Annotated in this window: 12 protein-coding genes; 7 read left to right on the forward strand and 5 right to left on the reverse strand. The window is 68.4% G+C overall.

Features of this window, described 5'->3' with window-relative positions; all coding sequences use genetic code 11:
• Window positions 1–5: 5 nt before the first annotated feature.
• The 4 genes from AC1Q9M_RS10950 to AC1Q9M_RS10965 all read right to left on the reverse strand — a co-directional run bounded on the left by AC1Q9M_RS10950 (window position 6) and on the right by AC1Q9M_RS10965 (window position 4,985).
• A complete protein-coding gene (locus AC1Q9M_RS10950; protein ID WP_492433740.1) occupies window positions 6–1,622 on the reverse strand; it encodes a DHA2 family efflux MFS transporter permease subunit in 1,617 nt (538 codons plus the stop codon).
• Between the two features lie 16 nt (window positions 1,623–1,638).
• A complete protein-coding gene (locus tag AC1Q9M_RS10955) occupies window positions 1,639–2,943 on the reverse strand; it encodes an HlyD family secretion protein (protein ID WP_382320676.1) in 1,305 nt (434 codons plus the stop codon).
• Between the two features lie 40 nt (window positions 2,944–2,983).
• Window positions 2,984–4,441: an efflux transporter outer membrane subunit gene (locus AC1Q9M_RS10960; RefSeq protein ID WP_444686928.1), complete on the reverse strand. Its 1,458-nt coding sequence runs from the start codon at window positions 4,439–4,441 to the stop codon at window positions 2,984–2,986.
• A 61-nt stretch (window positions 4,442–4,502) separates the two neighbouring features.
• On the reverse strand, window positions 4,503–4,985 hold the full coding sequence (locus AC1Q9M_RS10965; protein WP_382156641.1) for a MarR family winged helix-turn-helix transcriptional regulator: 483 nt from the start codon (window positions 4,983–4,985) through the stop codon (window positions 4,503–4,505).
• A gap of 170 nt (window positions 4,986–5,155) precedes the next feature.
• Between AC1Q9M_RS10965 and AC1Q9M_RS10970 the strand changes: the two genes are divergently transcribed.
• Window positions 5,156–6,220, forward strand: a complete 1,065-nt coding sequence (locus AC1Q9M_RS10970) for a hypothetical protein (protein ID WP_492433743.1) — start codon at window positions 5,156–5,158, stop codon at window positions 6,218–6,220.
• Between the two features lie 65 nt (window positions 6,221–6,285).
• Here AC1Q9M_RS10970 and AC1Q9M_RS10975 read toward each other — a convergent pair whose 3' ends face one another.
• Window positions 6,286–6,456 (reverse strand): hypothetical protein, encoded by a 171-nt coding sequence (locus AC1Q9M_RS10975; RefSeq protein WP_171020127.1) that lies wholly within the window; start codon window positions 6,454–6,456, stop codon window positions 6,286–6,288.
• Window positions 6,457–6,682: 226 nt separating this feature from the next.
• On the opposite strand from AC1Q9M_RS10975, the gene AC1Q9M_RS10980 reads away from it, so the two are divergent.
• The 6 genes from AC1Q9M_RS10980 (at window position 6,683) to AC1Q9M_RS11005 (ending at window position 11,693) form a co-directional block, all read left to right on the forward strand.
• Window positions 6,683–7,519 (forward strand): ABC transporter ATP-binding protein, encoded by an 837-nt coding sequence (locus AC1Q9M_RS10980; RefSeq protein WP_382320679.1) that lies wholly within the window; start codon window positions 6,683–6,685, stop codon window positions 7,517–7,519.
• A 43-nt stretch (window positions 7,520–7,562) separates the two neighbouring features.
• The gene (locus AC1Q9M_RS10985; RefSeq protein ID WP_382163928.1) at window positions 7,563–8,558 is read left to right on the forward strand and encodes an ABC transporter substrate-binding protein; all 996 of its coding nucleotides are present in this window, start codon (window positions 7,563–7,565) and stop codon (window positions 8,556–8,558) included.
• A gap of 40 nt (window positions 8,559–8,598) precedes the next feature.
• Window positions 8,599–9,384, forward strand: a complete 786-nt coding sequence (locus AC1Q9M_RS10990; RefSeq protein ID WP_382156637.1) for an ABC transporter permease — start codon at window positions 8,599–8,601, stop codon at window positions 9,382–9,384.
• An 8-nt stretch (window positions 9,385–9,392) separates the two neighbouring features.
• Window positions 9,393–10,145, forward strand: coding sequence for an SDR family oxidoreductase (locus AC1Q9M_RS10995; RefSeq protein ID WP_382320681.1), 753 nt, complete (start codon window positions 9,393–9,395; stop codon window positions 10,143–10,145).
• A gap of 122 nt (window positions 10,146–10,267) precedes the next feature.
• Window positions 10,268–10,765 (forward strand): cupin domain-containing protein, encoded by a 498-nt coding sequence (locus AC1Q9M_RS11000; protein WP_382163926.1) that lies wholly within the window; start codon window positions 10,268–10,270, stop codon window positions 10,763–10,765.
• A 103-nt stretch (window positions 10,766–10,868) separates the two neighbouring features.
• Window positions 10,869–11,693 carry an alpha/beta fold hydrolase gene (locus tag AC1Q9M_RS11005; RefSeq protein WP_444686930.1) on the forward strand — a complete coding sequence of 275 codons (825 nt, stop codon included), beginning with the start codon at window positions 10,869–10,871 and terminating at the stop codon, window positions 11,691–11,693.
• Window positions 11,694–11,696 lie beyond the last annotated feature (3 nt).

Here is an 11,696-nt window from a genome sequence, read left to right on the forward strand (position 1 = left end):
GGCGCTCAGTGCGCGCCGCCCGCGTCCACGGAGCCGCCGAGCACCGGCTTGGAGAACCAGATCACCGCCACCAGCACGAAGAACAGCGCCGCCGAAAGGTAGAACAGGTCGGTCACGGCCAGCGTGAAGGCCTGCTGGTTGATCAGGCGGTCGATCGTGGTCAGCGCCTGTTCGCGGCTCATGCCGCTGCCCATGAGCTGGTCCAGCGTGGCCATGGCGGTGGCGTTGCCGGTGTGGATCGACTCCACTAGCTGCGCGTGGTGCAGCGAGGCCCGGCTTTCCCACAGCGTGGTGAACAGCGAGGTGCCCACCGCGCCCGCCGTGATGCGCACGAAGTTGGACAGACCCGCGGCCGACGGCGTCTGCTGCGGCTGCAGGCCCGAGAACACGATGGCCTGCAGCGGAATGAAGAAGAACGCCATGGCCGCCCCCTGCAACAGCGTGGGGATCAGGATGGTCATGAAGTCGGCCTGGGTGTTGAAGTTCGAGCGCATCCACAGCACCGCGCCAAAGCCGAGGAAGGCCACGGTGGCGAGCTTGCGCGGGTCGATGCGGCTCACGTTCTTGCCCACCCAGGGCGAGAGCACGATGGCCAGCAGGCCCACCGGCGCCGTCGCCAGGCCGGCCCAGGTGGCCGTGTAGCCCATGTGCTGCTGCAGCCACAAGGGTAGCAGCACCACGTTGCCGAAGAACAGGCCGTAGGCGATGGACAGCGCGAGCGTGCCGGTGACGAAGTTGCGCCGCGCGAACAGGCGGATCTCCACGATGGGGTGCTTGTCGGTCAGCTCCCAGGCCAGGAAGAACAGGAAGCTCACCACCGCGACGACGGCCAGCGCGATGATCTCGCCCGACTCGAACCAGTCCAGCTCCTTGCCCATGTCGATCATGATCTGCATCGCGCCGACGAACAGCACCAGCAGCACCAGACCGATCACGTCCAGCGGCACGCGGCGCGGGCCGGGGTCGCGGCTGCGGTAGATGGACCAGGTGAGCGCGGCGGCCACCAGGCCCACCGGGATGTTGATGTAGAAGATCCAGGGCCAGGAGATGTTGTCGGTGATCCAGCCGCCCAGCAGCGGCCCGGCCACGGGCGCGACCAGCACGGTCATGGCCCACATGGCCATGGCGGTGCCCGCCTTGGCGCGCGGGTAGCTCGCCAGCAGCAGGGTCTGCGACAACGGAATCATCGGGCCGGCGACCAGGCCCTGCAGCACGCGGAACGCGATCAGCAGGCCGATGTTGGGTGCCAGGCCACACAGCCAGGAGGCGATCACGAACAGCAGCACGCTCATGGTGAACAGGCGCACCTGCCCGAAGCGCTGCGTGAGCCAGCCGGTGAGCGGCACCGAGATGGCGTTGGCCACCGCGAACGAGGTGATGACCCAGGTGCCCTGCGCCGGGCTCACGCCCATGTCGCCCGCGATCGCGGGAATGGACACGTTGGCGATCGAGGTGTCGAGCACGTTCATGAACGTGGCCAGCGACAGCGCGAGCGTGCCCAGCACCAGCTGCGCGCCCTTGAGGGGCTCGAACACCGGTGGCGAGGCGCTCGGCGCGGGCGCCGGCGGTGGGGCCTCGGCGGGCAAGGCCCCCGAGGCGGGAAGGGCGTGGCTGTCGGCCATGGCGGTCAGCGCCGGTTCAACGGGCCAGGGCCACCGAGCCCGTGCTCACCGGGGCGGCCGGCAGGGCCGGCGCGGCGGGGGCGGCGGGCGCCCGCGTGGCGGCCGCCGTGCGCGACCCACCACCACCATGCTGGCCGATGATCTGCTGCACGCGCGTGTCGGCTTCGCGGTTGTCCTGTTCGAACACGGCGGTCTGCACCTCCTGCGGCGCGGCGGCCGCATCGGCCAGCATGCGGCCGTCGGTCTTGCTCACGTCCACGCGCGCTTCCATCGACAGGCCCAGGCGCAGCGGGTGGTCCACCAGTTCCTTGGCGTCCAGGCGCACGCGCACCGGCACGCGCTGCACCACCTTGATCCAGTTGCCGGTGGCGTTCTGCGCCGGCAGCAGCGCGAAGGCCGCGCCGGTGCCCGCGCCCAGGCCCTCGATGGTGCCGTGGTAGGTCACGTTCTTGCCGTACACGTCGGCGCTGAGTTCCACCGGCTGGCCCAGCCGCAGGTTCTTGAGCTGGCTTTCCTTGAAGTTGGCGTCCACCCAGACCTGGTCGAGCGCGATCACCGACAGCAGCGGCGAACCGGCCGGCACGCGCTGGCCCAGCTGCACGTTGCGGCGGGCCACGTAGCCGGCCACCGGCGCCTGCAATTCGACGCGCTTGAGCGCCACATAGGCCTCGCGCACGCGGGCCGACGCGCGCAGCACGCTGGGGTGCTGGTCGACCGCGATGCCTTCGGTCAGCGTCTGGTTCGAGGCCAGCTGTTCCTTCGCGGCGAGCACGGCCGCGCGGGCCGCCTCGGTGGCGCTGCGCGCGGCGGCGAGCTGCGCCGTGGCGTGCTTGAATTCTTCCTGGCCGACGGCACCCGAGGCCACCAGCGGCTGGCGCCGCGCCACGTCGTCCTGCAGGCGCTGCAGGTCGGCCTGCGCGCGCGCCAGGTCGGCTTCGCGCAGGGCGATCTGCGCGCCCTGGGTGCGGTTGTTGGCGTACAGCGTGCGCACCTCGCGCACCGTCTGCGCGAGCTGGGCCTCGGCCTGTTCGAGCGCGATCTTCGCGTCCGTCGGGTCCAGGCGCACCAGCCACTGGCCGGCCTGCACGTGGTCGTTGTCGTTGGCGCTGATCGCCACCACGGTGCCCGCCACCTGCGGCGTGATCTGCACCACGTTGCCCTGCACATAGGCGTTGTCGGTGGTCTCGTAGTGGTTGAGCACCAGGGCCCAGTAGGCGGCGTAACCCAGGCCGGCGGCGAGCACGACCGCGCTCACGGCGGTCAGGGCTTTCTTGCGGGCGGGGTTGCCTTGCGGTGCGGTGGTGTCGGAAGGGGTGGTCATGAGGGGCTCCGTTGGTCGGTGAGCAAGATGAAAAAGGAAGTCAGTGCGAGGCCGGGGTGTCGGGCGCGAAGCCGCCGCCCAGGGCGCGCACCAGCGCCACCTGGGTGGACAGGGCCCGCGCCTGCAGGTCCACGGTCTGGCGCCGCTGGCTGAACAGCGAGGTCTCGGCGCTGAGCACGGTGAGGTAACCGCTCAGGCCCGCGCGGTAGCGCTGGGTGGCGATGTCGTAAGCGGCCTCGGCGGCGCTGCGCGCCTGCGCCTGCTGCTCGCGCTGGCGCTCCAGCGACTGGCGGGCGTTGAGCTGGTCGGCGGTCTCGCGCACGGCTTCGAGCACCGCGCCGTTGTAGCTCTCCACCGCGGCGTCGAGGTCGGCCGTGCGGGTGCGCAGCTGCGCGCGCAGGCGGCCGGCGTCGAAGATCGGCAGGTGGATCGCGGGGCCGATGCCGTAGTGCTGGCTGCCCGAGTCCACCAGGCGGTCCAGCCCGATGCTGGACAGGCCCACGAAGGCGGTGAGGCTCACGTTGGGATAGAACTGCGCCTTGGACACGTCCACGCCCTTGGTGGCCGCCTCCATGCGCCAGCGCGCGGCGGTGATGTCGGGGCGGCGGCCCAGCAGGTCGGCCGGCAGCACCTCGGGCAGCACCAGGGTGCGCAGGGCCTGCAGGTCGGGTTTCAACTGGTCGTAGCTGGCCGGCGGCAGGGCCGCGAGCGCGGCCAGGGCGTGGCGCGTGGCCACGATCTGTTCGTCCAGCTGCTCGATCTGCACGCGCGCGTCGGGCAGCGCACCCTCGCCCTGCTTGAGCTCCACGCGCGTGTCCAGCCCGGCGTCCACGCGCTGGCGGATCAGGCCCAGCATCTGCTCGCGCTGGGTCAGGGCCTGCTGCGCCACCTCGCGCTGCGCGAGCAGGCGGCCGAGCTGCACATAGGTCTGCGCCACGTTGCTGGCCAGCACGTTGCGCGCGGCCTGCAGGTCGGCGGCGGCGGCGCGCTCGCTGCCCACGGCGGCTTCGATCGCGGAGCGGTGCAGGCCGAAGAAGTCGAACTCCCAGCTGCCGGCGATCTGCGCGTTCGCCAGCGTGCGCGTGGAGCCGCCCAGCGGCGCCGGGTAGATGCTGTTGGCGCTGAAGTGCTGGCGCGTGGCGTCGGCACTGCCGTTGATCTTCAGGCCGTCGTTGGCCTCTTCGCCGGCCGTGGCGGCCTGGGCGCGCCGCAGGCGGGCCTGCGCCACCTTCAGCGAAGGCTGGGCCTGCAGGGCCTGGTCGATCACCTGGGTCAGGGACACATCGCCCCAGCCGCGCCACCAGTCGGCGGGCACCAGTTCGGCGGTGGCCGCGCCGCTGCCGGCGGGCTGCGCCAGGCCCACGGCCTGCGGTTCCAGCACCGTGGATTGCGATTGAATGCCCGCGCTGCTGGCGCAGGCCGCGAGCACGGCGGCCAGGGCCAGGGTGCTCAGGGCGGCCACCGTGCGGCGTGCGGGGAATATTTGATGGGGCTTCATTTGCTTAGGCAAGTAATGGGGTCAACAAGTCGATGAGGCGGGAATTTTCACGAACGGTCCGTCAACCGGAGTCCTTCAGTGCCTCGCCCGTCTCGACCATGCGGCGCAGGTAACCCAGCAGCGCCTGCCACTCGGTCTTGCTGAAACCGGCGAGGTGCTGGTTCATCACATCGGCCAGCACCTCGGGCACGTGTTCCATGGCGGCCTTGCCCTCGGGCGTGAGCTCCACCACCACCACGCGGCGGTCTTCGGTGGAGCGCACGCGCGTGCACAGGCCTTTCTTCTCCAGGCGGTCGAGCAGGCGCGTCATGGCTCCGGCGTCGATCTGCGACCAGCGCGCGAGCTCGGCCACGGTGGCCGTGCCCTGCATGCGCAGCTTCATCAGCGGCCCCCACTGCGCGGTGGTGAGGTCGTGCAGGCACAGGCGCTTGTCGGCCTGGTAGACGATGGACATCATCACGCGCTTCATGAGGTAACCCACGCTCTGGTCGGGCGTGAAGTTGTGTCCGTCGTAGAAGGCGGGGGTCGGGGTGGTGCGAGGCATGCCGCGAATATACATGCCTAGGCAATATTTGTTTTGGCATCTTAAATAGCCACATTGAAAAAAAGGGAAAACATCACGTACTCGGCAGCTCAGTGCGCTGGAGATCCAAAGACCTGTTTTACCGTCCGTAGGATCCAGGCGTCGGCGGTATCCACATTGAAAGGGCACGCGTGTACAGAATCATTTCAGACATCGCGCAAGTAGAGACGCTGGGGCTAAAACTCGAGAAAAAGCTGAAGGCGGCCTTTACCGAGCGGGAATCCCGTAAAGTGAATTGGCCCAAGGGAAGCAGCAAGAAGCGCCATCCGGCACCGCCAACGGGCGACGTCATGTTCCAACCCAGGAGCGGAATCCCCGCCCGCGCATGGTCACCTCGCAGGGAAAGTGGGACCAAGTACCGCAACTTCCTGTTGTTTGGCGAACCTGGCAGCAGCGACTCCATGAACATCGCTGTGCAGGTGAACTTTCCTCTCGGCACGTTTCACATGAGCAACGGCGGCGTCTTCCTGGAAGACGAACGCGGCCGCGTCTGGATTGGCCACACCGGGAAGATGACCCGCGTAACCGCGCTGAAGATTGCGCCTGTGCTCAAGGGGTTCGAAGGTCAAACCGTCATGGCGGCAGGCTATCGCCGTGAACAAGAGATCATCCTTCTCACCCGCCTGGATGGTGCCTCTCTCATTCGCGACCTATGGGCCTTTGCCAAGAAAGCGCGAAATGTCGCGGATGCAGTGCACGAGAACCGCCTTGCCCCATCGGCAAACGCCATCGGCAAACCATCAAAGCGCGCGCAAGCGGCCCTGGGAAAGCTGCACAAGTACGCCAAGGAGCACAGCGGGCGAGGAAAGCGAAAGGCCGTTGCCAAAGGGACGAGGGATGTGACTCACGGGGCGATCGTGGACGAACTTTCCCGGAAGGTGGGAGAAGGCTGTGCGGTCAAAAATTCAGGATTTGTGGATCTCGCGTTTACTTCGGGCAGCGCCATCGACTTGTTCGAGGTCAAGACATCGACAAGGCTTCAGGCGCTATACACATCCATCGGCCAGTTGGTCGTTCATGGCGTTGCGGTGGAGCGAGAGGCCCGCCTTCCCACGCGCCGCTATCTGGTGGTACCGGGCATGCCGCGGGAGGACGTCCTGTCCATCCTTCGTGAAGAGGTCAACGCCAATGTGATCACTTATCGGAAGACCCGATACGGATACGAATTCAGGGGTTTGCCGTCTGCAGCGCAATAGAAAACAAAAAGGCCCGCGATGCGGGCCTTTTGCATGAGGGCCTGGCCGCGTGGGCCAGGAGGCGATCAGCCGCCCTTCTTCGAGCGCTTGCCCGGGTTCTTCTTGCTGCGCGTGGCCACGCCGCGCTCCAGGCTCACGCGCTGGCCACGGCCGGGCGTGGTCAGGGTGACGCCAGCGACGGGCTTCGGACGGGGAGTGGCTTTGCGGTCGGCTTCGGTGACGATTTTGTTGCCCATGGCTGGTTCCTGAGAGAGATTGCAAAAGCCGCTATTAGGCCATAGACGCCGCGCCCTCTCCCACCACCCCTTTTCCCCGCACGCAGGCGGGCCCCGGGCACGCCACGCCAATACCCCGCGGCCTTAGTAGGTTTTTGCAGACAAAGTGGGGCAACGGCCCTAGCATTGATTCTGTAATGAATCAACGTTTCATATACAAAACACCCTAATCCACCCGCAGGTCCCCATGAACGACGCACTTCACGGCTCCCGCGCAACCGCCCCGACCAGCGGCGGTTTGCATCCCGCGATCGAATTCATCGGGGTGGACAAGCGCTTTCCCGCGCGGGGCAAGAACCCGGAAGTGATCGCCGCGCGCAACGTGACGCTGTCCATCCAGCCGGGCGAGGTGGTGTCCCTGATCGGCCCGTCGGGCTGCGGCAAGAGCACGCTGCTTAACATGGGCTCGGGCCTGGCCAAGGCCTCGGCCGGCACGGTCAAGGTCAACGGTGAAGTGGTCACCGGCCCCAACAAGCACGTCGCCTTCATGCTGCAGAAAGACCTGCTCATGCCCTGGCGCACGATTTCGCAGAACGTCGAGTTCGGCCTGGAGCTGCGCGGCGTGCGCGCCGCCGACCGCGCCGCCATCTCCGAGAAGCTGCTGGCCCAGTGCCACCTCAAGGGCTTCGGCAACAGCTACCCGCACCAGCTCTCCGGCGGCATGCGCCAGCGCGCCGCCATGGCGCGCACGCTCGCGGTGGACCCGATCGTGCTGCTGATGGACGAGCCCTTCTCCGCGCTGGACGCGCAGACCAAGATGATCCTGCAGCAGGACCTGGCGCGCACCGTGGCCGAGCACAAGAAGACCGTGCTCTTCATCACCCACGACCTGGCGGAGGCGGTCGCGCTGTCCGACCGCATCCTGGTCATGAGCGAGCGCCCCGGCACCATCGTCGAAGAGATCGTGGTCGACATCCCCGGCCGCGACAACCCGATGGCGCGCCGCAAGCACCCCGCCGTGGGCGACTACGTCTCGCGCCTGATGGACCTGCTCAAGCTCGACGCGCAGACCGACGTGCACTGACCCCCGCATTCCCATTCACCCACCTCCTGGAGTTGCCATGAAGATGACCCGCGCTTTCAACGGTACCCGCCGTGCCTGCCTGAGCCTGCTCGCCACCGCGGCGCTGGTCTCGCCCCTGGCGGCCCATGCCCAGCTGCAGGAGATCACCTACCTGCTGCCCGCGCCCGGCACGCTGCCCGCCTTCGGCCCCTGGATGCTGGCCCAGGCCAAGGGCTACTACGAGCAGGAAGGCCTCAAGGTCAACTTCGTCACCGCGCGCGGCGGCGTGGACGTGGCCAAGCAGATCGGTGCCGGCAACGCCGTCATCGGTGGCGCCATCGGCGACACCCCCATCATCGCCCGCGCCCAGGGCATCCCCGTCAAGGCCGTGGCCGTGCTCGGCGCCGGTTCGCTCACCCAGCTCGTGAGCCACAAGGACGAGAAGATCGAGAGCCCACGCGAACTCAAGGGCAAGACCGTCACCGTCCTGGCCTACACCGACACCACCTACTACGCCCTGCTGGGCATGCTCAGCAAGGTCGGCCTGACCAAGAACGACGTCAACATCCAGGCCGCCGGCCCCGCGGGCGTGTGGCAGCAGTTCGCCGCCAAGAAGGCCTCGGCCATGGCCGGCGTGCCCGACTGGACGGTGAGCGCGATGGAAGCCGGCGCGCAGGTCGACATCCTGCCGGCCGACATCTACTTCAAGAGCATGGCCCAGGCCATCCTCGCCTCCGACGAGACCATCGCCAAGAACCCGCAGCTGATCCAGAAGCTGGTGCGCGCCACGCTCAAGGGCATGAAGGACATCATGGCCGACCCCAAGGCCGCCACCGCCGCCTACGTGGCGCACGTGCCGGTGCACAAGGGCAAGGAAGCCAGCATCCAGAAGGCCTTCGAACTCTTCAACAAGTACGTCTACGCCGCGCAGAAGGTGCCCGGCACGATGGACGAGGCCCGCCTGGCCGAGCTGCAGAAGTTCTACGTCACCAACGGTGTGGTGCCCAAGGAGACCCCGGTCAAGGAGCTCTACACCAACCAGTTCGTGACGGCCAAGTGAGTCGCGCCGCCCTTCCCTTCCCGCATCCGAGAGTCGCGACATGAAAGACGTACTGCAGCGCTACAGCACAGCGCTCTGGAGCCTGCTGGTCCTGGTGGTGTTCATGGCGGTCTGGGAATACGTTCCCGGCCTGCTGGGCGTGCCGGAATTCGTGCTGCCGCCCTTCTCGCGCGTGTGGGAAGAAGCGGTCCGCATCTGGGGCACCGAGCGCCTGCTCTGGCACGCCGGCATCACCGGCGCGGAGGTCGTCATCGGCTTCATCCTGGGCTCGCTGCTGGGCGCGCTGATCGGTTACGCCCTGGGCCTCTCGCCCAAGGTGGAGGCCGTGCTCTCGCCCTACCTGCTCGCCCTGCAGATCGCGCCCAAGGTCGCGTTCGCGCCGCTGTTCGTGATGTGGCTGGGCTACACCATGTACCCCAAGATCCTGGTCGCGATCCTGATCGTGTTCTTCCCGGTGCTCATCAACGTGCTCTCGGCCATGCGCACCATGGACCACGACCTGATCAACCTCGCGCGCTCCTTCTCCGCCACCCGGCTGCAGGTGTTCCGCATGGTCGAGTTCCCGACCACGCTGCCGCCCCTGTTCTCGGGCCTGCGCATCGCCAGCACGCTGGCCGTCATCGGCGTGGTCGTCGGCGAACTCGTGGGCGGCAACATGGGCCTGGGCTACATGCTGGTGTTCTTCGAAGGCCAGGGCAACACCGCCGGGGTGTTCGTGGTCATCGGCGCGCTCACCGTGATCGGCATCGTCGCCTACTACGCCGTGGTGATCGCCGAGAAGCGCGTGCTTCACTACCTGCCCAGCGCCGAACGGCGCGTGGCCTGAGGAACACCATGGCACAGGAAATCCAACTCGACAACCGCCGCGTGCTCGTCACCGGCGCCGCGCGCGGCCTGGGCGCGAGCTTCGCCCAGTCGCTGGTGCAGGCCGGTGCGCGCGTCGTCATCAGCGACGTGCTGCACGAGGCCGGCCAACAACTCGCCAAGGACCTCGGCCCGAACGCGCACTACGTGCCGCTGGACCTGCTCGACGCGGCCAGCGTGCGCGCCGGCGTGGACGCCGCCGCGCAATGGCTGGGCGGCCTCGACGGCCTGATCAACAACGCGGCCATCACCAACTCCGGCGGCAAGGGCATGGGCGAACTCAGCCCCGAGACCTGGGACCTGGTGATGGACGTGAATGTGCGCGGCACCTGGCTCGTCACCGCCGCCGCGCGCCCGCACCTGGCCGCCGCCGGTGGTGGCCGCGTGGTCAACATCGCCTCCGACACCGCGCTCTGGGGCGCGCCCCGCCTGCTGGCCTACGTGGCGAGCAAGGGCGCGGTGATCGCCATGACCCGTTCGCTGGCGCGCGAGATGGGCGAGGACGGCACCACCGTCAACGCCATCGCCCCCGGCCTCACGCTGGTCGAAGCCACCGCCTACGTGCCGCAGGAGCGGCACGAGCACTACCTCAAGGGCCGCGCGATCCAGCGGCCGCAGATCCCCGAAGACGTCAACGCCGCCGCCCTGTTCCTGCTGACACAGGCCAGCGGCTTCATTACCGGTCAGCTGCTGCCCGTCAACGGCGGCTTCACGATGAACTGAAAAGGAGAAAACGCATGAGCACAGCCACCATCACCAAACCCGCAGCGGCCAACGCGCCCGTGTTCAACGAACGCGGCCTGATGGACGCGAACATTCCGTCCGAGGCCGAGACGCAGCGCGTGATGATGCGCCAGGAAGGCCAGAGCTTCGCGCAGTGGATGGAGAGCCGCGTGGCGCGCAGGAGCACGCGCAGCTACGACTGGGACGCGCTGAAGTTCCAGGCCGACTACGACCCCAAGTACCGCCGCGCGCAGATGCGCTACGTGGGCACCGGCGGCACCGGCGTGAACAAGGACACCAACACCGTGCCCGCCGCGCACTTCACCTTCTCCACCATGGTGATCCCGGCCGGCAACATCGGCCCTTCGCACATCCACTACGACGTGGAAGAGATCTTCTTCGTCATGCGCGGCGCGATGAAGGTGGTCTGCGAGAAGGACGGCGAGCGCTGGGAAACCATCGTCGGCGAGCGCGACCTGATCTCGGTGCCGCCCGGCGTGTACCGCGAAGAGCACAACGTGGGCGACGAAGACGCGCTGATGTGCGTGATGCTGGGTTCGCCCAAGCCCATCACCCCCACCTACCCGCCCGACAGCCCCCTGGCCAAGATCAAGAGGTGAATCCCCCCCGCGCCGCTGCGCGTCACCCCCCAAGGGGGGCAACACCAGCGGCCCGGCAAAGCCGGTTCCGCGGTGTTTCTGGTTCAACTTCCCTTCAATCCTCATGACGCCTCTTCAAGCCCTCGCCTCCCACCCGCTGCGCAACATCGCACTGGCGGATGGCGCGCGCGTGTCGTACCGCGAAGCGGGCACGGCCGCGTCGGTGACGCACGTGCTGCTGCACGGCATCGGCTCGGCCTCGGGCAGCTGGGTGCGCCAGCTCGACGCCGCGGCGGGCAAGCCCGTGCGCGTGCTGGCCTGGGACGCGCCGGGCTACGGCACCAGCGACCCGGTGAAGGCCGACTGGCCACGCGCCGACGACTACGCCGAGCGCTTCTGGGCCTGGCTCGACGCGCTGGGCGTTGCAACGCCCATCACGCTGGTGGGCCACTCCCTGGGCGCGCTCATGGCCGGCCGGGCCGCCCTGCTGGCGCCTGCGCGCGTGCAGCGCCTGGTGCTGCTCTCGCCCGCCGGCGGGTATGGCAACGCCGAGCCGGCCGTGCGCGAGCAGAAACTGCGCGACCGCCTGGCCACGCTGGAGCGCCTGGGCCCGCAAGGCATGGCGCAGGCGCGCGGCGCGGCCATGCTCTCGCCCGGCGCGGCGCCCGAGCTGGTCGAGGCCGTGCGCGAAAGCATGTCGCAGGTGATTCCCGCCGGCTACACGCAGGCCGCGCGCCTGCTCGCCCACGGCACCCTGGCGGCCGACCTGAAGCAGCTGCGCCTGCCGGTGGTGGTGGCCAGCGGCGCCGCCGACGGCATCACCACCCCCGCCTCCTGCCAGGCCGTGGCCCAGGCCGCCGGCGTGGCATGGAATGATCTGGGTTCTGCGGGCCACGCGTGCCCGCTGGAAGCCCCCGGCGCGGTGAACGCCCTGCTGGGTCTCAACTGAACA

The sequence above is a fragment of the Hydrogenophaga sp. GW823-FHT04C09 genome, from assembly GCF_058796355.1.

Bases quoted from the DNA above. Each gene is read 5' to 3' on its own strand.
- AC1Q9M_RS10950 (WP_492433740.1), bottom strand. From the start codon at position 1,622: ATGGCCGACAGCCACGCCCTTCCCGCCTCGGGGGCCTTGCCCGCCGAG.
- AC1Q9M_RS10955 (WP_382320676.1), bottom strand. From the start codon at position 2,943: ATGACCACCCCTTCCGACACCACCGCACCGCAAGGCAACCCCGCCCGC.
- AC1Q9M_RS10960 (WP_444686928.1), bottom strand. From the start codon at position 4,441: ATGAAGCCCCATCAAATATTCCCCGCACGCCGCACGGTGGCCGCCCTG.
- AC1Q9M_RS10965 (WP_382156641.1), bottom strand. From the start codon at position 4,985: ATGCCTCGCACCACCCCGACCCCCGCCTTCTACGACGGACACAACTTC.
- AC1Q9M_RS10975 (WP_171020127.1), bottom strand. From the start codon at position 6,456: ATGGGCAACAAAATCGTCACCGAAGCCGACCGCAAAGCCACTCCCCGT.
- AC1Q9M_RS10980 (WP_382320679.1), top strand. From the start codon at position 6,683: ATGAACGACGCACTTCACGGCTCCCGCGCAACCGCCCCGACCAGCGGC.
- AC1Q9M_RS10985 (WP_382163928.1), top strand. From the start codon at position 7,563: ATGACCCGCGCTTTCAACGGTACCCGCCGTGCCTGCCTGAGCCTGCTC.
- AC1Q9M_RS10990 (WP_382156637.1), top strand. From the start codon at position 8,599: ATGAAAGACGTACTGCAGCGCTACAGCACAGCGCTCTGGAGCCTGCTG.
- AC1Q9M_RS10995 (WP_382320681.1), top strand. From the start codon at position 9,393: ATGGCACAGGAAATCCAACTCGACAACCGCCGCGTGCTCGTCACCGGC.
- AC1Q9M_RS11000 (WP_382163926.1), top strand. From the start codon at position 10,268: ATGATGCGCCAGGAAGGCCAGAGCTTCGCGCAGTGGATGGAGAGCCGC.
- AC1Q9M_RS11005 (WP_444686930.1), top strand. From the start codon at position 10,869: ATGACGCCTCTTCAAGCCCTCGCCTCCCACCCGCTGCGCAACATCGCA.